The organism is Micromonospora tarensis, assembly GCF_016803395.1.
In the GTDB taxonomy this organism is placed as follows: Bacteria; Actinomycetota; Actinomycetes; order Mycobacteriales; family Micromonosporaceae; genus Micromonospora; species Micromonospora tarensis.
The window spans coordinates 1-23,303 of the sequence record NZ_JAEVHL010000088.1 but is presented as its reverse complement, the minus strand read 5'-3'; the positions used below and the strand labels follow the sequence as shown (position 1 = coordinate 23,303).

General features: G+C 67.8%; 19 protein-coding genes and 2 pseudogenes. 8 read left to right on the top strand and 13 right to left on the bottom strand.

Annotation, left to right across the window (positions count from 1 at the left end; all coding sequences use genetic code 11):
- Positions 1 to 243: DUF523 domain-containing protein (locus JM949_RS18130; RefSeq protein ID WP_203149612.1), on the top strand; the 243-nt coding region annotated here is incomplete at its 5' end.
- A 196-nt stretch (positions 244 to 439) separates the two neighbouring features.
- Here JM949_RS18130 and JM949_RS18125 read toward each other — a convergent pair.
- The gene (locus tag JM949_RS18125; RefSeq protein ID WP_203149611.1) at positions 440 to 1,114 is read right to left on the bottom strand and encodes a hypothetical protein; all 675 of its coding nucleotides are present in this window, start codon (positions 1,112 to 1,114) and stop codon (positions 440 to 442) included.
- Positions 1,115 to 1,791: 677 nt separating this feature from the next.
- Here JM949_RS18125 and JM949_RS18120 point away from each other — a divergent pair.
- Positions 1,792 to 2,103: pseudogene (locus tag JM949_RS18120) on the top strand (response regulator); the annotation flags it as partial.
- A gap of 38 nt (positions 2,104 to 2,141) precedes the next feature.
- Here the strand turns inward: JM949_RS18120 and JM949_RS18115 are convergent.
- From JM949_RS18115 to JM949_RS18105, 3 genes are all read right to left on the bottom strand, one after another.
- Entirely contained in the window at positions 2,142 to 2,735 is a 594-nt protein-coding gene (locus JM949_RS18115) for a hypothetical protein (protein ID WP_203149610.1), read from the bottom strand.
- 169 nt (positions 2,736 to 2,904) lie between these two features.
- A complete protein-coding gene (locus JM949_RS18110) occupies positions 2,905 to 4,044 on the bottom strand; it encodes a glutathione-independent formaldehyde dehydrogenase (RefSeq protein WP_203149609.1) in 1,140 nt (379 codons plus the stop codon).
- Between the two features lie 137 nt (positions 4,045 to 4,181).
- Positions 4,182 to 5,759: an alpha/beta hydrolase fold domain-containing protein gene (locus JM949_RS18105; RefSeq protein WP_203149608.1), complete on the bottom strand. Its 1,578-nt coding sequence runs from the start codon at positions 5,757 to 5,759 to the stop codon at positions 4,182 to 4,184.
- 597 nt (positions 5,760 to 6,356) lie between these two features.
- Here JM949_RS18105 and JM949_RS18100 point away from each other — a divergent pair.
- Entirely contained in the window at positions 6,357 to 6,599 is a 243-nt protein-coding gene (locus JM949_RS18100; RefSeq protein ID WP_203149607.1) for a hypothetical protein, read from the top strand.
- 664 nt (positions 6,600 to 7,263) lie between these two features.
- On the opposite strand, the gene JM949_RS18095 is transcribed toward JM949_RS18100, so the two are convergent.
- A complete protein-coding gene (locus JM949_RS18095; RefSeq protein ID WP_203149606.1) occupies positions 7,264 to 7,869 on the bottom strand; it encodes a M23 family metallopeptidase in 606 nt (201 codons plus the stop codon).
- 153 nt (positions 7,870 to 8,022) lie between these two features.
- On the opposite strand from JM949_RS18095, the gene fxsT reads away from it, so the two are divergent.
- A complete protein-coding gene (gene fxsT, locus JM949_RS18090) occupies positions 8,023 to 10,428 on the top strand; it encodes an FxSxx-COOH system tetratricopeptide repeat protein (RefSeq protein WP_203149605.1) in 2,406 nt (801 codons plus the stop codon).
- Here the strand turns inward: fxsT and JM949_RS18085 are convergent.
- Positions 10,400 to 11,110, bottom strand: coding sequence for an alpha/beta fold hydrolase (locus tag JM949_RS18085; protein WP_203149604.1), 711 nt, complete (start codon positions 11,108 to 11,110; stop codon positions 10,400 to 10,402). The genes fxsT and JM949_RS18085 overlap by 29 nt on opposite strands.
- Before the next feature lie 291 nt (positions 11,111 to 11,401).
- On the opposite strand from JM949_RS18085, the pseudogene JM949_RS18080 reads away from it, so the two are divergent.
- Both JM949_RS18080 and JM949_RS18075 read left to right on the top strand, forming a co-directional pair.
- Positions 11,402 to 11,766, top strand: a pseudogene (locus JM949_RS18080) (transposase); the annotation flags it as partial.
- A 355-nt stretch (positions 11,767 to 12,121) separates the two neighbouring features.
- On the top strand, positions 12,122 to 13,804 hold the full coding sequence (locus tag JM949_RS18075; RefSeq protein WP_309232210.1) for a hypothetical protein: 1,683 nt from the start codon (positions 12,122 to 12,124) through the stop codon (positions 13,802 to 13,804).
- A 344-nt stretch (positions 13,805 to 14,148) separates the two neighbouring features.
- On the opposite strand, the gene JM949_RS38615 is transcribed toward JM949_RS18075, so the two are convergent.
- From JM949_RS38615 to JM949_RS18055, 5 genes are all read right to left on the bottom strand, one after another.
- Entirely contained in the window at positions 14,149 to 14,463 is a 315-nt protein-coding gene (locus JM949_RS38615) for a suppressor of fused domain protein (protein WP_309232209.1), read from the bottom strand.
- A gap of 50 nt (positions 14,464 to 14,513) precedes the next feature.
- On the bottom strand, positions 14,514 to 14,846 hold the full coding sequence (locus JM949_RS38610; RefSeq protein WP_309232208.1) for a suppressor of fused domain protein: 333 nt from the start codon (positions 14,844 to 14,846) through the stop codon (positions 14,514 to 14,516).
- Positions 14,847 to 15,256: 410 nt separating this feature from the next.
- On the bottom strand, positions 15,257 to 15,571 hold the full coding sequence (locus tag JM949_RS18065) for a transglutaminase-like domain-containing protein (protein ID WP_203149603.1): 315 nt from the start codon (positions 15,569 to 15,571) through the stop codon (positions 15,257 to 15,259).
- A 499-nt stretch (positions 15,572 to 16,070) separates the two neighbouring features.
- Complete coding sequence (locus JM949_RS18060; protein ID WP_203149602.1) at positions 16,071 to 16,712, bottom strand: response regulator; 642 nt, start codon at positions 16,710 to 16,712, stop codon at positions 16,071 to 16,073.
- Entirely contained in the window at positions 16,700 to 17,305 is a 606-nt protein-coding gene (locus JM949_RS18055) for a sensor histidine kinase (protein WP_203149601.1), read from the bottom strand. The genes JM949_RS18060 and JM949_RS18055 overlap by 13 nt, the downstream gene beginning before the upstream one ends.
- Here JM949_RS18055 and JM949_RS18050 point away from each other — a divergent pair.
- Positions 17,270 to 17,818 carry an NB-ARC domain-containing protein gene (locus JM949_RS18050; RefSeq protein WP_203149600.1) on the top strand — a complete coding sequence of 183 codons (549 nt, stop codon included), beginning with the start codon at positions 17,270 to 17,272 and terminating at the stop codon, positions 17,816 to 17,818. The genes JM949_RS18055 and JM949_RS18050 overlap by 36 nt on opposite strands.
- Positions 17,819 to 17,890: 72 nt before the next feature.
- Here JM949_RS18050 and JM949_RS18045 read toward each other — a convergent pair whose 3' ends face one another.
- Both JM949_RS18045 and JM949_RS18040 read right to left on the bottom strand, forming a co-directional pair.
- A complete protein-coding gene (locus JM949_RS18045) occupies positions 17,891 to 20,410 on the bottom strand; it encodes a S8 family serine peptidase (protein ID WP_203149599.1) in 2,520 nt (839 codons plus the stop codon).
- Between the two features lie 601 nt (positions 20,411 to 21,011).
- Positions 21,012 to 21,485: an Lrp/AsnC family transcriptional regulator gene (locus JM949_RS18040; RefSeq protein WP_203149598.1), complete on the bottom strand. Its 474-nt coding sequence runs from the start codon at positions 21,483 to 21,485 to the stop codon at positions 21,012 to 21,014.
- Positions 21,486 to 21,644: 159 nt separating this feature from the next.
- Here JM949_RS18040 and JM949_RS18035 point away from each other — a divergent pair, with 159 nt between their 5' ends.
- The gene (locus tag JM949_RS18035; RefSeq protein WP_203149597.1) at positions 21,645 to 23,090 is read left to right on the top strand and encodes a pyridoxal phosphate-dependent decarboxylase family protein; all 1,446 of its coding nucleotides are present in this window, start codon (positions 21,645 to 21,647) and stop codon (positions 23,088 to 23,090) included.
- Positions 23,091 to 23,303: the final 213 nt, after the last annotated feature.

Below are 23,303 nucleotides of genomic sequence, written 5' to 3'. Positions count from 1 at the left end.
GCGCAGCGGGCGGTCGACAAGGCACTGCAGGCCGGCGTCGGGCTCGCCATCCTGGTCGAGGGCAGCCCTACCTGCGGTAGCACCTACGTCCACGACGGAACTTTCACCGGCGTCACCATCGCTGGGCGTGGCGTCGCGGCCGAGGCGTTGCGCCGCCGGGGCATCCCTGTGTTTTCCCACTACGACCTGGACAGGGCAGCGGCTGCTCTGGCGGAGCACGAACGGCAGCACGGCAACGGCTGATGCCCGCTCGTCGCAGCGTGTGGTATCACCTAAGGCACTCACATTGACACATGCGCGCGTCGGCTCATCCGCCGCCGTCGCTATGGGGGTCTACGGGGGTTGACTGAGCGACCATGCGCTGATCGCGCGATCAGCGGTTCGCCGCCAGAAAGACCGTGGGGTCGGCCAAGCGGTGAAGGAGGTTGGGGGGCTTCGGTCAGCGTGGTGGGCGAGGCAGGCGGGTGACGTTGCGGGCGTGGTCGAGTGCTTCGCGCAGCTGGTGCACTTCGAGGGTGAGCTGCTGGATGTTCGAGATCGCCACTTCCAGGTTCGCGGCGAGGTTGTGGTTGTCGCGGCGTAGTCGGGCGTTGTCGTGGCGCAGGTTCGTGACGGTGGCGACGTCGATCTCGGGTGGTGCTGCCAGCGTGGTACTGCCGGATGTGAGCATCCCGGACAGGTAGGCGATGGTGATGTAACAGGCGGCCTGCAGCAAGATCGCCAGCGGCAGCGTGCCGTTGGGGTTTGACGTCGAGGTGCCGATGTGCGGCAGCCACGGTTGCCCGTCAAGCTTCCCGGTAATCGGGATCGGCACCGGGGGCGAGACCGTGATGCCGGTGCGGGCCGCGACCGCAGCGAGCTTCGTATCGTTCTGCGGGAGGTACAGCGCTGAGTCGCTGCAGCCGATCTCGGCGGCCAATGCCGAATAGTTCACCTTGCCGGCATGCCCGGGCAGCGGACGACCGGAGGACAGGTAGCGCTCCAGCGTCCAGTGGAGCTGCTCTTGGACCGCCGCGGCGGGCAGCCGGCTTCGCCGCGGAGCGCGGCGGTGCTTCTGCCAGTACGCGCGGCGGCGATGATGTCCGGTGCGAAGTCGTCGACGAAGCGCAGGCACCAGGCCAGCAACGGTCCCATGACGGCTGGAGCAGCCGATCCTTGCATTGGATCGCGGCCGGATCCGCCTCCTGCGAGGTAGTCGCCCGAGCCCGAGGCAACCGTCACCCACTGGCAACCGGGAGGATCGCACCGGTACGCCTGCAAGTCGATGTCCACGTTCGCCTTGCTCGGACACGTGCCGGCGATGTGAAGCCAGTAGCCGTGGACGGATGTCTCGCCGCTGCCATGCGGGTCGTCGTTGGCCTGTCTGTACGTGCAGAAACCCGCGACGATGTTGCCTGACTCCCCCAAGGGAGTGGCATGAGCACCCGGGTACGGGGCCCAGTGGCCAGAAGACGTACCGGATGGTGACGACGGCGCTGCTGCCGCGCGTCCGCGATAGTTCGCCGTCGCTCGAGCAGCCGAGGAGCAGTCACGCTGAGGAGCTGATGCCGACTCGAATCGTCGAATATCACGGTGGTCGGGTCTGGGTGGACACCGCCGTGTCGGAGGGCACCGCGATCCGGTTCACACTGCCGGCGCTGCCCGGCGACGTCGAGGCCGCTGCCGCCGCCGACGCACCGGAGCAGCCGCAGGACCTGGCAACGGAGGACGCGACGCCCTCGGACGAGGCTCCGGCGGAGCCCTCCGGCGGGTCGGACCAGCCGGACCGGGTCGACGAGACGCCGGAAAGCGGCGCTCGCCTACCTGCGCCGGGAGGGCCAGTACGGCGACGCGGTGGCGCCCGACCTGATCCTGCTCGACCTCAACCTGCCCCGCCGCGACGGCCGGGAGGTGCTGGAAGAGATCAAGAAGGACGAGGAGTTGCGCCGGATTCCGGTCGTGGTGCTGACCACCTCGCAGGCCGACGAGGACATCCTGCGCAGCTACCAGCTGCACGCGAACGCCTACGTGACCAAGCCGGTGGACTTCGAACGGTTCATCTCGGTGGTCCGCCAGATCGACGAGTTCTTCGTCAGCGTGGTCAAGCTGCCGCCGCGCGGCTGACGCGGTAGGACGGGCCCAGGATAGCCATGGCGAACGTCTTATCGGCCGGGGATCAGGCGGCGCAGCAGGCCCTTGGCCGTGGCACCGGTGCGGTAGGACTGGACCAGGTACGAGCCGAGCACGATGTTCGCGCCGGCCAGCGCTGGCACGGCGTACTGGGCCAGGCGCTGGCGGCGTTGCCAGGTGGCGATCTGCGGCGGGGTCAGCGGGGTCGGCAGGGTGGCGTCTTTGACGTCTACCTGGTCCCCGCGCTGCCGGGCTTCCTCGGCGAGGTTCCCGATCCGGGTGCCGCAGTAGGCGGCGTAGGCGGTGGCGGCGGCGCCGAGGACTGCGATGGCGGCCTTGGCCGCACCCGCGGAGCCGTACCCCTTCTGCAGCGCCAAGCGGCCGCGGCTGCTGCGGGTGAGCTGAGCGCCGGCGAGCAGCGTTGCGCCGATGCCGAGCCACTGGGCGGGGCTGAACCGGGTCCACGCGGACTTGGCGACGCGGATCCGGTCGATGCCTTGGCTGAGGTCGTTGCCGGATTTGTTGACTCCGGCTACGCCCATGACGCTGCCGCCGAACCACAGCGCGGATCCGACGTCGTGGACTGCCTGCGCCACGGCGTGGTTGTCGGTCGCGGTCATCTGCATGACGAACTCCTGTCTGTTATGCGAAGTGGGGCTGAGCCGAGCGCACGGGGCGGTGGGCGAGTTGTGGCTTGTGGAGGTCGAAGAAGCCGCCGGGGTCTTGTCAGACGGCGGTGCGGCGAGAGGGTGTTTGGCCCGTTGCAGAACGAGCCGTCGAGGGCGGGTGCTGCGGCTACTGATCCGGGTGCAGGAGGACTTTCGTGTAGCCGTCCACGCGGCGGTCGAACCTGTCGTACGCCGTGGCGGCGGCGCTCAGGGGTAGTTCGTGGGAGACGATGAACGATGGCGTGGCACGTCCGCGGATGATGAGGTCGCGGAGTTGCCGGTTGTACCGCTTGACGGGGCACTGGCCGGAGCCGATGGCGATGCCCTTGGTGAACGCCAAGCCGTAGTCGAAACCGTAGCGGCCCTCCTTGGCGCCCTCGGTGGTCGCTTTTGGATCTTCCGGCTCGTATACGCCGACCACTCCGATACGGCCGGTGGCGCGCACGACCTGCACGAGATCATCGAGGACCAGGTGCGGGTGTTCCTGCCCGGACGGGTCGTGGGCCTGGAAGCCGACGGCCTCGACACCGCAGTCGACGCCGAATCCGTCGGTGCCGTCCATGATTGCCTGTACCGCGTCGGTCTTCGACACGTCCACCGCGGTGGCGCCGATCTGTGCGGCGAGGGCGAGCCGGTCAGGTTCGAAATCGGCGACGAACACCTGGGCGGCGCCGCGCAGCATCCCGCAGTACGCCGCCATCAACCCGACCGGGCCGGCGCCGAACACCGCCACCGCGTCGCCGGCTGACACGCCGGCGAGTTCCGTGCCGTGATATCCGGTGGGAAAGATGTCGGACAACATGGTGAAGTCCGACTCGTGTTCGGTGCCCTGCGGCAGCTTGAGGAGGTTGAAGTCCGCCCACGGCACCCGTAGGTACTCGGCCTGCCCACCCCAGTACGGACCCATCTGCGGGTAGCCGTACCCGGCGCCGGGGCTACCGGAGGGGTTGGCACGTAGGCACGCCGCCGTCCAGCCCTCGACGCAGTTGCGGCAGGTGCCGCAGGCCAGGTTGAAGGGCACCGACACTCGGTCGCCCACCGCGATGCGGTCCACGGCGTCGCCGATGTCGACCACCACGCCCATGTTCTCGTGGCCGAGCACCATGCCGGCGTCCAACTGCGCCCGGCCCTCGTAGGGGTGCAGGTCGGAGCCGCAGATGTTCGCCGTCGTGATCTTGATGATCGCGTCCTTCGGCGCCTCGACGCGGGGATCGTCGACGTCTTCGACGGACACCTGACGCGGCCCGTGGTACACCACAGCCTTCATGTCTGCCTGCTCCTGTCGTGGCGGCCGCTGTCGCAGGCCGCTCATCTCGGGTGCCGTTCACTCTTGGTTGCGCCGGACATTGTTGGTGTCGCAGACGGGTAAGTGCTCCTCGCCGGTCGGGGACGGGGACGTGACCTTTAGGCGGATCGCGGCGCGGCGGCGGGGATCGGGAATTGGCGCATGATGTGTTCGGCTGCCTTCTGTTGGGCGTCAGCGGCCTTGTCGAGGACGGCGGCGGCGCCGAAGAACTCGTGCATCACCCCGTCGTAGCGCAGCATGGTGGTGGGGACGCCGGCGGCGTCGAGGTGGCGGGCGAACTCTTCACCCTGGCTGCGCAGGGGGTCCCGCTCGTCGGTGATGAGCATCGTCGGTGGCATCCCGGCGAGCTGCTGCCCGGACAGCGACAGCAGGTCCACCCGTGGATCGCGGGCAGCCGCGGGCTTCCCGGCGAAGGCGTGCATCGCCATCCACGACAGCAGCGGCCGGTTCAACGGTCGGGCGTCGGCGGCGTCGAGCATCGAGTCGCCGTACTGCTCCCCGGTGGTGAGCGGGTAGACCAGCACCTGCGCCGCGGGCATCGGCTCGCCGGTCTGCGCGAGTTGCAGGCAGGTGGCGGCGGCCATGGTCGCGCCGACCGACTCTCCGCCGATGGCGAGGCGGCGCGGGTCGGCGCCGAACTCGGCGGCGTGCTGGCTCGTCCAACGCCAAGTGGCCAGGACGTCGTCGTGGGAGGCGGGAAACGGATGCTCCGGTGCCCGCCGGTACTGCGGCGAGACGACGATCGCCCCGGTGCGGTTGCACAGGCCGCGGCAGGAGGCGTCGTAGGTGTCGATGTCGTAGAGCACCCACCCGCCGCCGTGGATCCACATGATCACCGGTGGTGGCTGCGCGGCCCGTTGCCGCGGCCGGTAGACGCGCAGCATGACCGTGTGCCCATCGGCGACCGCAACTGGCACGTCGTCGACGCCGCCGACCTGCTCGGGATCGGTGGGCCGGCCGTCGGCCGCCAGCACCTGCCGGACCGCGTCGACCAGGGTCGGCTGCTGGCGCGCCTGCTCCGGTGTCAAAATCTCCGGAGGCAGCGGGCTCAGCGCCCCGAACGCGTCCATCAGCCGCTGCGCCTGCGGGTCCAGCAGTCCGGACGCGTCAGTGGCCAACCGCCTGTCGCGGCCCGAGCTCTTGTCGCGGGCCTTGTCGAGCACGGCGGCGGCGGGGTCGGCCAGCGCGTGACCGCCCCCGCTGGAGGGGGCGCGCGGATGCGCACGAGTCGGTGCGGCGCGCTTGGCGGCCAAAAACTCGCCGCCGAGGCGCGACATCTCGTCGGCACCGACGGCCTCGCGGAAACCCGGCAGGAACTGCCCCTCCTCCTCGGCGACGTGCTGGCGGATGTCGGCCATGAGCGTCGACAGGGCCTGCTCGAACTCGCCGCTGCCCGGCTCGGTGCGGTCGAGGATGACGAGTTGCTGTTTCGCGGCGTGGTGCTCGTCGCGGGCGTGCCGGGACTCCTGCTCCTCCCCCGCGTGTGCCATCTGCGGATACAGGGTCCGTTCCTCCGCGTCGGCGTGCAACGCCAGGTTGAAACCCACCTGATCGGCCAACGTCCGCCGGTCGCCACGACCTGCTTCCAGATGCTCGAACAACCGCGCCACCACCGCGTGATCGTCGGCGATCAGATGATCGATATCACCCGGCTGCGTCTCGTATGACAAGCTCATGCTCTACCCCTCTCCGGTAAAGCGGACAATACTGGTCGAAGGCGACGATAAAGGCCTTTCACGAACGAGTACCACCCAAGGTGAAGGCGGACCAGGGCGCGCTCGACAGCCCTCAGCGCAACGCCTTCGATGCGGGCGTGTCGGTGGCGACATACGAAGCACCGTGTACGGCCAACCAGATCTTCACCACAAGGTTGGCCGTACACGCACCGGGTGCTCCGGCTTCCTGAGGTGGGCGTCGAGCATGCTCCCGGGGTACGCCCCACCGCCCACATGATCCACCAGGTCCGGCCGGCTGAACTGCCTCACCGCAAACCTTGCCGCGGCCGCCACGGCGCTGCTCGAAGTAGTTGCCGACCTCCCGCTTGCCGGCGTGCACGGCGACCAGAGGCCGACCAGCCGTCGCACCGGTTCGGCAAGCAAGCCGTACGCGAGTCGCCTGTCCACCCACGTTGTTCGCCGCGGCCGGTAGCAGCATGACCATGCCGATGGCGGAGTGCGCCCCGGTGGGCACGAGTTTTCGGGAGTGCGACGCATCGGCATGGGTAGGACTACCGAACAACGCGTGCTCACGCGACCCCGAGGGAAGGACAGCCCATGGCTACCGGAGAAACCGGCTTCGACGACGTGACGTTCGACCTCATCTCCGTGCAGTACCACTCGCTCAAAGCAGGACACGACTACGGGCAATACGTCCGCGACGCCAAGAACGCCGGCCAAGACGAAATCGCGTCGTTCTTCGAGCAGGTCATGGCGGAGGACTCCAAGCGCGCCCGGAAGTGCCACGAGTTTCTGGCCCAACTCGGCGGTATCGACAACACCAGCCCTCAGAACGGCTGAACCACCGGCGTCTCCGCAGGCTCAGACAGCGCCGAGGCTGCGGAGACGCCCCATCACACGGGGCGAATCGAAAATGACGCGATCCCGCCCGTGTAGGCCTCCACGAGCGACCTTACGTCCCGGTGCGATCAACATTATCGACTCGGGCATGAGGACGCCCGTGGTCGGTGAGCACCATGAGCGGCGTTGCCGAGGCGAACCGCCCCGGCGCCGCCGCTGTCACGGTACGAGGTAAGTGCCACAGTTCAGTCGAAGCTTGTCTTGATCAGCAGACTGCGCCGGCACATCGTCAACGGTCAAACACTACAGATCCAGCAGGACGCGCCCCGGGTTTCACAAGCGCTTTGCGAGAGCCCATTTCGTGCGTCAACTGGCAGCGCGGTGGTAAACGACGTCGAACACGCCAAGCAACGCGCCCGCATCCTCAGCGAGCTGTAAACGGCCACAAAGTGCCGCAGATACCCGGTCGCGTCTCCGTGAGCGGACATACCTTTCAAATCCCCGCGGCCCGACCACCTTCGAGTTCGTCGGACTCCTCAATGATCGCCCTGGCCAGCCCTCGCCTGTCAGGCACCGCGCCGGTGTGGCGCGCGATTCTGGGCCGGGAGGCGGGCTCGGTAGGTAGGGCGACGTCGCCGGCGGCCCCGTCCTGATGGTGCTGCGGTTACGGGCAGGGCTGCCGGCGGGCGGAGGCGTAGCTGCCGCCGAGGAAGCCGAGGAAGTTAGTCGGGTCGACCTGCCGACCTCCGGTCCATCCGCGGTTGTAGCAGGAGTAGTTGGCCTGGTTGTACATCTCGACGTGCAGGTGGACCCCCTGCCAGCAGCTGGACCAGTTGTACGAGCCGACTACGCCGATCTGGGTGTTCCAGCGATTGATCCAGGCGCCGGCGCCGAGGGTGGCGTTGACGTGGGCGTAGGTGACGTTGCCGATCTTGGTGCCGCCGTTGTAGAGACCGACGACCACTTTCTGACCGCCGTCGGCGAGGTTGCCGCTGGCGCAGGCCGGGCCGACCGCTTCGACTTTGGCGCTGATCGACAGGGCGGTGTTTTGCGGGGCGGCGAACAGCTGCACGCCCGTGCCGACGCCGACGTTGGTGAGGTCGACCGACCAGTCGCCGCCGTAGGGCAGGTGGTGGTTGGCCGGCTGGGAGCTGGGGTCGGTGGGCCAATGCGCCGATAGCGGCGACCCGATCCAGACGACCGGCGTGGGGGTTGCCGCTGCGGCGGGGGTGCTCGCGCCGGCGAACACCGAGGCGATCGCGGCCAGCACGATTGCAAGTGTGAGACGGACAGGATGACGCATGGCGGGGTTCCTTCCATCGACAACGCCCGGCGCTACGGATACACCGGGCACATTTCGTTTGTACGGACCCCGGTGGTTGTCCGGACGCCGCGGCGGTCTATTCGTCATGCCCGAGCGACGATGGTGCGCACCGTATATGCAGGTGAATCGGCACCAGAACCTATTGTGGGACGTGCGTCAGCGCGGTTCGTCCAGTGGAGGTGGCGGATGCCTCGGCCTGAACGGGAGCTGTACCCGGACCTGGATCCCCTGCATCACTTCGCCGCGCAACTGCGCCAGCTGCGCACGAGATCGGGTAACCCGACCTACAAGAACATGGCGCGGCGCAGCGGCAAGTCCAGCAGCACGCTGGCGGACGCCGCTGGCGGTGATCAGCTGCCCAGTTGGGACACGGTGGTCGCCTACGCGAAGGCTTGTGGCGCTGACCCCGAGCGGCTTCTGCCGATATGGGAGCGGATCCGCGATCTGCGCGAAAGCGGCGCGCTGCTGGCCCGGGTGACGGGCCCGGGCGACCTGTCGAACCTGCCGCACCGCCCGTCGGTGCTGTTCCTCGGGTCGGCGGCGCTGAACGAGCTGGACGAACTGCTGCGCCACGACCGGCCGGGGGTGATCGGAGCGGCCGTCTACGGGCTGGGTGGTGTGGGCAAGACCGAGCTTGCATTGCAATACGCAAACCTGCACCACACCCGGTACACGCCGCTGTGGTGGGTGCCGGCAGACACCGCCGACAATGTCGCGGCCGGGCTGGCGGCGCTGACCCGCACCCTCGTGCCGGCCTGGCCGGCGACCGCCAGCACCGCCGACGCGGCGGCTTGGGCGCTGCGCTGGCTGACCTCACACGACGGCTGGCTACTCGTCCTCGACAACGTCGATGATGTCGCAGTGATCGGTGGCGTGCTCGCTGCGGCCAGGCAGGGCCGGGTCATCGTGACCAGCCGCCGTGATCTTGACTGGCAGGAGCTTGGCCTCGCGCCGGTCCGCCTTGATGTGTTGCCTCGACAGGTCAGCGTCGAGCTGCTGGTGCGGCGGTCCGGCCGGGAGCGGGAACACGTCAATGCCGAGGCGCTCGCCGCGGACGTGGCCGACCTACCGCTGGCGCTCAATCACGCCGCCGCGTACCTGCTCGCCCGCCCGCACGTGGGGCTTGCCGAGTACCGGCGCCGTCTCGCTGCTCAACCGGCGAACATCCTTGGTGCCACCACGCTGTCCCGGCCTACCGACGACTCGGTGGCCCGGACCTGGCAGGTGACGATCGCGGCCGTCGCCGATGAGAACCGCCTCGCCGCGTCATTGCTCACCGCGATGGCCTACTTCGCCCCGGATGCCATCCCGGTGAGCCTGCTGATCGGGCCTGCCGACGCCGGCCGGGACCCGACCGAAGTCGACGACGCATTGTCGCTGAGCGCCTCGTACAGCCTGATCACACGTACCGGGAGCGTGGTTGGCATCCATCGACTGGTCCAGACGGTCATCCGCGCGCTCCAGTCAGGACCGGATGGCTGCGCCGAGGCCATCGGGCTGCTGACCGCCGCGCTTCCCGGCGGGGACCCCGAAGTGACGGTCGGCGACTGGCCGCGGTGGGCGCAGCTCGCGCCGCACATCGAGACGCTGGCATACCGGCTGCGCACCGAACGTTCGCTCGTCGCGGACGGGGAGCTCGCGCTACGCGCGTGGTCGCTGTTGAGCCGGTGCGGGATCTACCTGCGCGGCCAGGGCCAGTACGTGACCGCGTTGACCCTGTTCGAGCAGTTCGCTGCGTTCAGTGACAAGGTACTCGGCACCGAGGACACCACCACGGTGACCGCCCGGTATCTGGTCGCCGGAGGGCTTTGGTCGGCCGGCCGGTTCGCCGAGGCTCTTGTCATGGGAGAGGGCACGCTCGTCGACCGGCGGCGCCTGCTCGGACCCGACCATCCCGACACCCTGTCGAACGCGAGCTACGTCGGGCTCGGCTACCGGGAACTCGGCCGGCTCGACGAAGCGGTCGAGCTCACCATGGAGACCTTGTGGACACGGACCCGGGTGCTGGGCTCGGACCATCCGGAGACCCTGCAGTCGCGCAACAACCTCGCCGGGTGCTACCGAGCGCTCGGCCGGCACGGCACCGCGCTGGATCTCTACCGTTCCACCGCCGCTGACCGGGAACGGGTTCTGGGCAGCCGGCACCCGGACACTCTGCAGTCGCGTCATAACCTCGCCGGCGGTCTGCAGGCTTCCGGATCACTGACCGAGGCCATCGACTTGTACGAGTCGACGCTGGTGATCAGGACCGAGGTGCTCGGGTCGAAACACCCTGACACGCTGCATACGCAGCACAAGCTTGCCTGCGCGTACGCCGCCGCAGATCGTATCGACGACGCGGTCGCTCTACACGAGGCGACCCAGAGGATGCGGATTCAGCTGCTCGGCACCGACCACCCGGACACTCGAGCATCGGTAGCCGCCCTCGATGAGGTTCGGGGCGAGACGCACCGGCATCCGGCCGGTCCGGGGAGAACTACCGGCGGGGAAGCACCGTGTCGGTGAACGCCGCAAACGACTGCAGCCACGCCTGGCTGCGGGACCGGTGCGGGCAGTGCCCACCGCCCAGGTCGACCGCGCCGGGGACGTGGGCGGGGCCGAACAGCAGAACGGGAACATCGGTGAGGGCTAGCATCGCGGCGAGATCCCACGACGGCTGCCGCAGCAGCGTCGCGCTAACCGCCGGCGCGTCCACGATCGCCACCCCGTCGACCGCGTGTCTAACGTCCTCGTCGGCCCAGTCCGGGTTCTCTGACCGGAACCGCCGAGTCAACGAGGCGCGGTCACGGACCGCGAGCGCGGCGTCCCGGGTGATGACGCCGGCCAGCTGCTGGTGCGTCTCGGCCCTGTAGACGGGTGGGTCCTCCAGGACCAGCGCGCGGGTCACACCCGGGCGCCGCGCCACCAGCGACAGCGCGACCATAGCGCCGAGGCTGTGCCCGACCAGGAGGTCGGCACCGTCGCTGGGCAGCAACGCACCGACCTGATCCACGAACGTGTCCAGGTCCACCGGACCGGTCAGCCTCGGACCCCGCCCGTGGCCCGGCAAGTCAGGCGCCGACGTGTCCAGGCCCAACGCGGCGACCGCGGGGCCGATCCGCCACCATGTCGCGGCGCTGGCTGTCATGCCGTGCAGCAGCACCGCACTGCCCCGGCGTCCGCCGCTCGCGGCCCAGCTCATACCCATCCGTCGCCTCGTCCCCGCAAACTCATTGCGCGATCTTGCGGGCAGCCAAGGGTTGTCCGGCAGGAACGCCGGTTTATCCGTCCGAGCAACTGGTCGCCGACGGCAGTAAACCGCCGAGCGAGCCGGACAACCCAGCCGGCCGGTACACCGTGATGAAGCGTAAACAGTCCGAGGGGAGCGGTCATGTCGCATCATCGATGGTGGGTTGCCCTCGCCGTGGTGGCCATCGGCGGTGGCGAGGTCTCCGGTAGATGGTTCATCGACGAAGAAGACCATCAGCACGGAGACCTCGTGGGCACTGTAGCGGTGACGAGGCGGCACGACCTGACCGACGCGCAGTGGGCGGCGCTTGAGCCGGTGTTGCCCGTGGGGCGTTGGCCGGGACGGCCGCCGACATGGACGAAGCGCCAGCCCGTTGACGGGATCCGGTGGCGGATCCGAGTCGGCGCCCCGTGGCGGGACGTGCCGGAGTGCTACGGGTCCTGGGCGGCGGTGTACGCGGTGTTCCGCCGCTGGCAGCCGACGGAACCTGGGCGAAGATCCTGACCACCTTGCAGGCGATGGCCGACGCGGCTGGGCGCATCACGTGGAATGTGTCCGTCGACTCGTCGTCCGCCCGGGCGCACCAGCATGCCGCCGGTGCGCGTAAAAGGGGGATCTACAGGCCGAACGTGTCCTGTTTCGACAGCGGCAAGATGCGCTGCTGCACCGATCGCGACTCCTGCGTGACAAGACGTCTTTGATAAACAGCCTTAAGGCCCGGCCAGCTGAACGGCATTGATCGAGGTCTTGACTCTATGCGCCGCCCTGCTCATGATTTACTGCGGCGGTTCAACAGTGAGGGTCGATGTGATGACGCAGGTAGAGCCACCGGCAGGAGGTCCCACATCAGCCGTCACTCTCAGCGAGCCTGGAAAAAATGGCCGACTCGCGCGCGCCGGTCGAGGCACGAGGGACTGGCTGACACGTGGGGCCCATCGGCGGGAACTGAGCATCGCAAGCCTCGGTTCGGTGCTCCTCGCTGTCGCGATGATCTGGCTGATTCCGCCGTACGCGGTTCGCGTGGTGACTGCCGGCGCCAAGACGGTGCCGATCGCCGACCCGGCCCACACCATCGTCGGTGACGCGGGTGACCCGACGGCCCAAGCATGGCTGGTGGGATGGGGTGGCCACGCTCTCACCCACGGTCTGCGTGGCCTGTGGGATACCAACGCCTTTTATCCCGACACGTACGGCCTTGCCCTGAACGACAGCCTGCTCGGCTATGCCCCGGCAGGGCTGATAGGCAGCGGTGTAGTCGGCGCCGTGCTGCGCTACAACATCCTGTTCGTGCTGGCTTTCGCGCTCGCCTTCCTCGGCGGCTACGCGCTCCTGCGCCAGCTTGGCGCGAATAAGGTCGCCGCCGCGGTAGCCGGGGCCGCCCTCGCCTACGCGCCCTGGCGCTACGGCCACGACGGCCATTTGAATATTCTCTCCACTGGCGGTATCACTCTGGCCCTGGCGATGCTGGTGCGCGGCCACGGACTCTCGTTCACCCGCGGCTACCTTGCCGAACGAGTGCGGCCGGGCTGGGCGTTCGCTGGCTGGCTGGTCGCGGCCTGGCAGGTCAGCCTTGGCTTCGGCGTGGGGCTGGGATTCGTATACGTTCTCGCCGCCCTCTGCCTGATCACACTGATAGCCTGGCTGATCCACCGCCCACGCCTTAGCCGCCGGCTGATCGTCGGTGATCTGATCGGCGGGTTGGTCTTCACCGCGGTGACCGGATACTTCGCGTACGCGTACCAACACGTGCGCGAGCTCAACCCACATGTCACCCGGGACTGGGACTACGTCGCGTTTTTCTCCCCGACACTGCGCGGGCTTCTCGTGGCTCCGCAGTCCTCGCTGCCCTGGGGCACCTTGCACAACGACGCCCGCACCGCTCTTGGTGGCGCACCGACTGAGAAAGTGCTGCTATGCGGGTATGCACTGTATCTACTGGCCTTCGCCGGCCTGTTCCTATCCCGCTGGTCACCGGTGCAACGGCTTCTGCTGCTGTTTGGGGCGGTCGTCGGAGTGTTGTTCGCGCTAGGCACGAACGGGCCGATCTACCGTCTGCTCTATCTTTACGTGCCCGGGTTCGATGGATCCCGTACACCAGGCCGGTTGATCTTGTGGCCCACGCTCTGCCTGGCCATCCTCGCGGCCGGCCTGGTTACCCACCTGGCCGAGGTGGCTCGCAGGAGCGCCAAGCCGAAATGGTCGGTGGAAGAGGCGCGGCTACTGACCGTTCCGTTGCTGGTCCTCGTGCTAGCTGAGGGCCTGCCTGACCTGCACCACCCCCAAACCCCAGCCAAACCGGCCGCGATGGCGCTAGCCTCCGCGCACGCTCCGATCATGGTATTGCCGTCCGACGACGGCATCGACCTCCACGTCCTACTTTGGTCGACCGACGGTTTTCCCGCCATGGTCAACGGTGCGGCCAGCTACACCACACCCAACCGTCAGGCGATCCGCGACGTTATGACGGCCTTCCCCAGCCAGCCGGCCTTGGATCGGTTGCACCAGCACGGCATCCGCAGCGTCGTCCTGCTGCGCGACCGGGTCCACGGCACCCCATACGAACCCCTGCTTAACATCCCCGACGTACCCGGCATCACCCGCCACGACGTCGGGTCAGACGTGGTTTACACCATCGACACCAACACGAAGTGATGTTGGGCGTGTCCTCGGGATACGAGGATCGTTCTGTCTGAACGTGAGGAGGGTGAGCAGCCGCCGTGGATCGTCTCGGACGAACTCTGGGCCGAGGTCGAACCGCTGCTGCCATTCCGACCACCACGCCGGCCGGTTTCCCGGCTGCACGAGATCCTGATACCGATCTGTCACGCAGGTCCCGAGACCGGACAGCCGACTGCCGACGCGTCCTCCGTCGACTGACGCGCGACACATGTTCGCCAGCTGATGTGCAACAACGTGGGTCCGCCGATCGCGGCAGCAGCGCCGCTCGGCGAACTTTGGGTCGTACGTGCAGGGCCGGCACGTGCCGGGTCGAGCCGTCAGGCGTACGAGGGTCGGCTCGGCTCCAGCAATTCGGACACGCGGCCACGGTCGAGCACTTCGATGAGTGCGCCTGTGCCACGCTCGATCTTGACCGCTATTTCCTCTGGGTGCAGAGGAATCAGCGCGAACAACGCGATCTGTACGCCGCCTGGCACCGCGATCGTGTGAGCCTCGGGCGGCACACGCAGCATCGGCGTGACAACGACTCCGGCGAACGGGGTGTCCGTAGCGTACGGCTCCGCGGGATCGCCGTTCGGCACGGAATGCCATTCGCCGATCCAGCTCCCATACTCGTGTGGCAGCCGGGCCACCTGCTTGAGGACTCGCAGCGGCCAGCCAGCCGGATCATCGTCCAGCCCGGTCAGCCGAGGCAGGGGCAGTCCGCCGGCAGGCACAGCATCAGTTCGACGTGCGGGCTGATGCCATGGCCCTCGGGGACCGTCATCGGCAGGTCACTCATCCCAGACGTGATCAGCGTCCGGTAGGGGCGTTCCTCGGTCGGTGCCACGACATAGACATGCACGCCGACGAGGTGCGACGCAATCTCGTGGTAGACGAATTCGACAGGCCCGAAGTGTTCCTCGATGTGCCGGTCGATGGCCTCGGCGAAGCCCTGCTGCGGCCCTTGCGCCGGTACGAACCCGTCATGCGACGGCTGATGACGGAGCACTCCTGACCCGCGCGGCTCGCTCACGACAACGCAGCCTAGATCACGACCCATCAAGGTGGAGCGAACCCTGCTGGCCGGACGCGCCTCCACGACCCGACGCGGTGCGCGCTCATACCGAGAACGTGTGGCCGCGAATTTCCCATGGCCGGCATCCGCTGTCCCGACTCAGGGCGTAGCGGGCAACCCGGCGCGGCACAGTTCAAGAGCGTCTCGAGCACCGCGCAGGGCTGCGATCACCTTGGGCGAGGGTCGCACGTGCACCTCAGGAAAATCGAGACCATCCGATCCGTTGATGATCGGGTAGGCCAGTTGCTCACGCCCGAGGCGGAGCTGGGCGTTGATGCCGGTGCGGTTGCCGCGCGGGTCCTGGCGATGCCAGCGGCCCTCGAGGTATACGGCAACGAGGCCGTGCAGGAAGCGCTCTCCCCCGCTGGTCAGCTGTTGGTAGCACAACCCGGCCGGAACGCCGGCGCCCGGGCCACGGCCACCAGCAGGTGCGACTTGGCATAGCAGAGGCCGACGCCGGCACTGAGCACCTCGCCGGCGGTGACGGTGATCCGCGGATCCTGGGCGTCGACGGAGTGCTGGATCCGGTCACGAACCCATGCGAAGGCGGCCCGCATGAAGTCGACGTCGTCCGGATGCACCGCGCGAAGTTCACCAGCTAACGCCCGTACTGCCGGATGGTCCACCTCGACGACCATGTCGCCGCCCAGGTACTCCATCGGTTCGCCCGCGACCAGTTGCATAACTGTCCCTCCTCGCCGCTTGTCCAGTCGGGCTCGAGGCTGCTCCATCGCGCCGTGCCCATCGCGTCACGGTAATGGCGCTATCTCAACGCAGCGAAGCTCGCCTGTCACCCTCATTCCCGCAACACAGCTGCGGCAACGCGCACTGATCCGGCGGACTGAGCGCAACGCTGGCGACGCGCTGGGGCTGCTTGGCTCGGTACATGACGCTATCGGCTTTCAGCATGTCTATCGCACGGGCCGGATTCGTGGCGCTGGGTACGACGTGACGGTGCGAACTCAGCGACGCGGGCACTCCGGCAGGTTCATGCCGCCGCGGTGTTGAGGGGCGATGTACACCTCTGAGAGGTAACCGGCTTGCCCGTCGTGCAAGACGATCTCGTACCAGATGTTTGAGCTGACTCCGGCCGGGTTCGGACTGATGTTCTCGCTGGTCAAGTCGCGGTTTTGGTGAGGGTGTCGCCGCAGGTCCAGCAACGAGCGAGCACCTGCTGCCTGGTCACTGATTGAGGTAAGCAAGCACGGCGAGTACTCGGCGGTTGTCGTCGGTGGACGGTGCCAGGTCGAGCTTGCCGAAGATACCCGCAATGTGCTTGGTGACCGCGCTGTCGCTGACGTGGAGCTGAGCGGCGATCGCCGAGTTCGAACGGCCCCCGGCCATCAGCTGGAGCACGTCACGTTCCCGCTCGCTCAGGGCGCTGACGGTTCCTCTGGCGTCGTTGCGGCGCAGGAGTCGGGTGATGACCTCCGGGTCGAGCGCGGTTCCGCCACCGGCGACTTGCCGGACCGCGTCGACGAACTGCTCGGCGTCGAAGACCCGGTCCTTGAGGAGGTATCCGATCGCGCCAGCACCATCAGCAAGCAGTTCGCGAGCATAAAGCTGCTCGACGTACCGCGACAGGAGCAGGATCGGCAGGCCGGGGTGACGTCGGCGGGCGGCGAGTGCCGCGCGTAGCCCTTCGTCGGTGAACGTGGGCGGCAGCCGGACGTCGACGACCGCCACGCCGGGAGGATCGTCGAGCAGCAGGTCAAGCAGCTCGGGGCCGTTGTCCACCACGTCGACCGCACACCCGTGCTCGCGCAGCAGCCGGGCCAGTCCGTCCCGCAGCAGAAACAGGTCCTCCGCGATCACGACCCGCACGAAACCTCCAACTCGATCACGGTCGGGCCGCCGGCTGGGCTGTCCACCCGCAGCGTCCCGTCGAAGGCCGCCAGCCGGCGTTGCACCCCGCGTAACACGCTGCCTCGGGACGAGTCCGCGCCACCGCACCCGTCATCGCGCACCCGGACGTGCAGCAGCCCCTCGTCCAGTGCGATGGCGACGTCCACCTGGTCCGCTCCTGAGTGTTTGACCGTGTTGGCCAGCAGCTCGTTCACGGCGAAGTAGACCGCCGACTCCAGTGGCGGCGGCAGCCGGTGTGCCAGTCGGGCGTCGACCCGAACATCCAGTGGACTGTCGAGGGCGAGCGCCCGCACCGCGTCAGGAAGACCACGGTCGGCGAGCACCGGCGGATGGATGCCCCGGACGAGGTCGCGTAGTTCCTGCAACGCCTTCGATGAGTTCTGGCGTACCTCCGCGACCAGGGCGCGCGCGGTCTCGGGGTCGCGCTCGATCAGTGACCAGCGGTACTCGTACCAGGGCTCACGGTCGGTGAGGGTTCGCCAGCACCAGCGGAGCCGCCCCGGCAGCCCGACGGCATGGGCGGGGTCGGCAAGACCGCGCTCGCCGTCCATGTGGCGCACCTGGTCGCCGGTGCCTACGGCGACGGGCAACTCCACGTCAACCTGCGCGGTTCGGAGCCACGCCCGCTGGAGCCCGGCGAGGTTCTGGCTCGGTTCCTGCGGGCGCTGGGTGTCGACAACCGCGCGGTGCCCGACGACGTGGTGGAGCGGGCCGCCCTGTATCGGAGCCGCCTGGCGGACCGGCGGGTGCTGGTGGTGCTGGACAACGCGGCCTCCGAGGAGCAGATCCGGCCGCTGTTACCCGGCGCGGCCACCTGCGCGGTGCTGGTTACCGGCCGCGCCCGCCTGACCGGGATCGAGGGCGCGCACCGGATCGACCTGGACGTGTTTGAGCTGGGCAACGCCCTGCGTCTGCTGGGTCGGATCAGCGGCAGCAAGCGGGTCGAGGTGGAGCACTCCGACGCGGCCGAGATCGTGCGGCTGTGTGGCGGCCTGCCGCTGGCCGTGCGGATCGCCGGTGCTCGCCTCACCGCGCGGCCAGGATGGCGTCCACCAGGGTCGTGATTTCTGCTCGGGCAAGGGTCTGGCCAGTCAGGCTCAGACGAACCTGAGCCTGACTGACCAGGCCACGTGTGGTTAGGCGTTGCCGGACCGTGCCCCCGGCAGCGTCCGCTCGGCGGTCAGCGTCATGGCGCCGCCCTTGTAGGACACCCGGAACATGTGGCCGCCCACGTTCAGGACCCGCCGCTCCGGCATGGAGTGGAAGTTGCCCTTGATCGAGGCCCCGCTCATGATCGTCAGCACCGTGCCCGGCGTGATGGGGGCGCAAACGTCGAGGGTGAGCTCGCCGGCCAGCACCAGGGCACCCGTGGCCCGCACGCTCGTGTAGTCGCGGTCGCCGGAAATGGTGATGGCGAGGCGACCCGCTCGGCTGATGGTCACGTCGCCGCCGACGTTCAGGACGTTGCCCTGCGGGACCTCGGTGAGACTGACGGACAGTGCGGACGCCGCTTCCGCGGCCGACAGGCCGGGCTGCAACACGCCGCTGGTGACGCGGATGCTGCCTCCCACGAGACCGCTGCCGCCGAGCGTGCCGCCCTTGACGGCGACCGAGCTTGCGTGCGTGCCGGCGATCGAGAGCTTGCCGCCCTCCACCGTCGTGCCGCCCTCGTAGGTGGCGCGGCCCGACATGATCAGCATCCCGGAGCCCTGCTTGGTCAGAGACGCCGCGTAGAGGTTGTTGCCGATGTTGTTCTGGATGTAGGCCGCTCGCGCGTCCATCCATTCCCTACGCCACTTGGCGGCGTCCTCATAGCTGATCTTGTCGTACAGTTCCGGGTGGCCGTTGGTGATGGCGTGGACGTAAGGATCAGCCAGAATGCCCTGGAGCATGAAGGCGTTCTCGCTGAGCTTGCCGTCCGGGCTCAGCACGTTGGGGCTGAAATCACCGGCGAAGGCGATGCCCTGCCTCTTGTAGGCCCCCAGCCACTCCCGATCCTCCCGCTCCCTTTCCTTGATCGCGATCTGGCTGATGTCGTTCGACCAGACGTCCAGGGGCGCCTTGTCCATCCTGTAGGTCATGGGGCCCAGGAACTGGCCAGGGCCATACATGCCCTTGTCCAGATCGGGGATGCCCCAGCCCCAGCGCGCGTCCGGAACCCCGTCGGGAGCGGTCCAGGCGATGGATGCCCCGGAGGGGGAGGTCTGCCCGGTGCCGAGGAACCTCACACCGTCGGACATCTTGTTGTTCGCCGTGGTGAACATCAGATCACGGACCTGCTTGGCGTCCATGTTCGGATAGCGGGAGAGCAGAACCCCCATCACCGCTGTCGCAACGGGCGTTGCCGGAGACGTTCCGTTCGAGTTCGAATAGCTGGTGTCGCCACCGCTGTTGGTGGTCCGAACACTGTTCGACGGGGTGGACACGGTCCACCACTTGGCGAGCCCCGCCTCGTTGTACCCGAATTGCTTCGTGTATTCGGGGTTGGCCGCGGTGGGAGGCTGCACCCCGCCGACGCATACCCACTGCGCCTCCGCAGCGGGATTGAAGAAGGGGTACGCCGGGCGGAAGTACGGGTTGCTCCAGTCGTTGTTGCCGGCCGACCTCACGTTGACGGTACCACTGTTTTTGATGGCGTCCCAGATGGCATCCATGAAGGAGCGTCCGGGGTAGTTCGGGTTGTACTGAATACCGTCTTCCGAATAGCTCTTCTTGAAGAGGAAGTACTGGTACTCCAGGTCCTTCAGGTGCTCATTGGGGATGATGATCGCCATCGCCGTGGCGCTGGCGCTGTCCTTACCGCGCAGTTGGTAAGCGTTGGCGAGGTTGCCATTGACCCCAAGGTCGTTACCCAGGCCGTCGAAGCGGCTCCTGTCAAGAGTCTGGACATAGGAGCCCCAACTACTGTTGATGACCTGGGCGCCTGCGTCAACCAGGGCCTTGTTGGCCGTACGCCAATACACGTAATCGTGGAAGGGGCCGTGGGACTGGGTATCGGAACCGCCGGTCATGGCGACATGCATCGTCGAGCCGAAGGCGATGCCGTGCTGCTCTTTGCCATCCCGAATGCCAGAGGTGACACCAAGCATGCCGGTCCCGTGACTGTAGTCACTCGTTCGCGCCTGGTCGCCGGCCACAGTGAACCGCTGGCCCGCGGTGAACGGGTTCGACGGGGTTACTGAGCTCCGGTACCCGAAGCCGGAGGTGCCGTAGACACCCTCCGCTCTCACCGGAACGATCAGCCCGGTCTGGAATCCTTCGTGGGTAGGCCGGTAGCCCGAGTCCATCATGCCCAGCGCGACGCCCTGCCCGCGGTACCCAAGGGCGTAGGCGGTCGACGCGTTCACCGCGACGAGCTGCCAGGGGGCGTCGACCGCTGTGCCAGGGTTGGCCGGATTGTGGCCGGTGTAGTAGCCATACTCCGGCGTTTCCCAACTGGCTTTAGCGGCACCCAGTTCCCCCGGCGTCCTGGCGACAAAACCGGGGTCTCCCGGATACGCCGGTCCGCCGGCTGCACTACCGGGGGTCGATGTCAGGCCGGTCCCAGGCGATGCCGAAGCGAACCCGGCCGGAAACAAGGCGATGCCTGCGCCGGCAATAAATGTGCCTCCCACTCGGCGCAGTAAATCCCGCCGGCTCAAGAAACTCATACTCATTCCCGATTCCTTCCGAAGGGTCGATCTCCAGCGGGCGGGGGCGCAGTCCTGCCGCCTTTATCGGGCAGCGAATGTCGTTGGCTTTGTTCGGGATCCAGACTGCCGCGCGAGCCGACGCATGGACGTCGGAGCGGCGAACTCGAACTCTCCCGCAAGTCGGCCTCCCCTATATGGACACCAAATTAGACTGCGGCAGAAGCCCCTCGTCAAGGGGTCAACATCGGCCCGCCGGGAACAGTTAAGCGACGATTTATATCGATACAAATAACTGCCATGCATCGGGTCACGGGTTGACTCCGTAGAGGTGGTGTGCGACTTGCCCGTGATGGGCTAATTGCGCAGATGGGAGGCAGTCGCTGGCCTACGCGGTGTGCACGGACGGGATGGCGGCGACCTCGTTGGATTGATCGGCCTGTAGGAGGTTGAGTGTGTGCCCACTCCTTGGAGTCCCAGCAGCGTCCACCCGTTGGTACTGATTCGTTCGACTGATTCGAGCAGGTATCCGTGTTCCCACACCCAGCACGGTGGTGGGGCCGGGTAGAGGAGGTAGGTGATTAGTGCGGCGCGGCTGCTGGGTCGGGCCGCTGTTTGGGAACTTAGTTCAGGCCGGGCTGGCCCACGAGGCCAGGGGAAGTGGCCCGCGGTCGACGACCGTGCGGATGCTGATGGTGCTACGGGCATCGCGGACCGGGCCGATGACCAGGATCTGGTCGGTCAGCACCTTCTCGAAGGTTCGCAGGTCGGGCACAGCGAGTTCGAGGAAGAAGTCGGCGTCGCCGGACACTACATGGCAGGCGACAACGTGCTCGATCTTCTTCAGCGCTTCCTCGACCACCATGGCAGTGGTACGTGAATGTTCCACCTTGAGAGACACGAACACCGTCAGCCCAAGACCGAGTCGCTCTCTGTCGAGTTCCGCGCGATAGCCGGTCAGGACACCGTCCTCCTCCAGCGCCTTGGTGCGGCGCAGGCAGGACGACGGCGAGAGGCGCACGGCTTCGGCGAGGTCGACGTTCGCCGTGCGCCCGTGACGTTGCAGATGGTCCAGGATCGCCCGGTCGATGCGGTCATACATAGGTCGCGGCATACGATGCAGCATAATGCCGAATATGCAGAACAAAGTTGCACGAAGAACCGCAACGGGTAGCAACTTTGCCGTCCCCTGCCGCGCATGACGGCGCATTCTGGTCGCATGCCCGAAGACTTCAGCGGCTCCTCCGCTCACCCTTTGCCCTTGGAACCCGACCGTGCCGCGATGACCGTGATGGGGCGCCTCGTCCTCGACCGTGTCGTCGACCGCACCGACCGGCTCCCCGACCGGCCGGCCACCAGTTCGGTGAGCCCGGACGCCGAAGCCGAGCTGACGCGTTCCCTGCCCGCTCCGCCGCCTGCGCACGCCGGTGACCTCGGCACCCTGCTCGCCCGCCTCGACGAGGCGGCGGACTGCGCCCTGGAGACGGCCGGTCCCGGACACCTCGCCTACATCCCGGGCAGCGGCCTCTACACCGCCGCCCTCGCCGAGTTCTACAACCGGGCCGTCAACCGCTACGGTGGCATCACCTCGGTCGCGCCCGCGTTCGCCGCGATCGAGGAAAGCGTGATCCGCTGGATGGCGCAGGACGTGTGCGGGCTTCCCACCGGCAGCGGCGGCGTGTTGACCAGCGGCGGGTCCATGGCCACCTTCACCGCCACGGTCGCGGCCCGACAGCAGAAACTCGGCGAGGAACTCGGCGACGGCACCGTCTACACCACCGCGTTCGCCCACCACTCGGTGGCCAAAGCCGCCCGCCTCGCCGGGATCCGCGCCGCCCACGTCCGTACCGTGCCGCACACCTCCGACCTGCGCATGGACCCCGACGCGGCGGCGGCGATGATCCGCGCGGACCGGCACGCCGGCAGGCGGCCCTTCCTGCTCGTGGCGACCGCCGGCACCACCGACACCGGCACCATCGACCCGCTGCCCGAACTAGCCGCCCTGGCCCACGACGAGGGACTGTGGTTCCACATCGATGCGGCGTACGGCGGCTTCTTCCGCCTCACCACCCGCGGCAGCCAGCGCCTCACCGGGCTCCCCGAGGCCGACTCGATCACGCTGGACCCGCACAAGACCCTGTTCATGCCGTTCGGCACCGGGGCAGTGGTCGTCCGCGACATCGCAGCCCTGCACGCCGCCCACACGGGCACCGGCGACTACCTCCAGGACTCCGACTCCACAAACGCCATCCCCGACAGCTCACACCTCGGCGCCGAACTGACCCGCGAAACCCGCGGCATCCGCGCCTGGCTGCCACTGCACCTGCACGGCGTCGACGCCTTCCGCAACGCCCTGGACGAGAAACTCGACCTTGCCGAACACGTCCACCGGGCGCTCTCCGGCATCGCCGAACTGGAAGTGCCCCTTCAACCGGACCTGTCCACCGTGATCTTCCGATACCGACCCGCTGACGCGAGTGAGCCAGCCGCAGAAGAGGCGGACAGGCGCACCCGCCACCTCCTGGAGCGCATCAACGCCCACCGGCGCGTCGTACTGTCCAGCACCCGCATCGACGGCCGCTACACCCTGCGCTTGTGCGTGGTCTCCCACCGCACCCACCATGATCGCATCGACGAGGCACTCAAAATCATCGCCACGGAAATCCGCTCCGGCACCGAGGTCCCTACCTCACGAGCCAGGTCATGAGTCCCACTCAGCACACCCTGACCGGTGACGTTCGCCAAACCGTCACTGTGACGCCGACCCGAACGTCACCGGTCGCGGGGCCGTGGTGAGGGTTGTTCTAGGCTGGGGTGTAGCGGGTCCGGGAAGTGACTTCTCCGAAGAGCCGGCATGGGGATGTGAGCTGGTCACGCTGGAGTCAGTAGTCGTCTCCCGTTGTCCTCCCGGGCCCGTCGC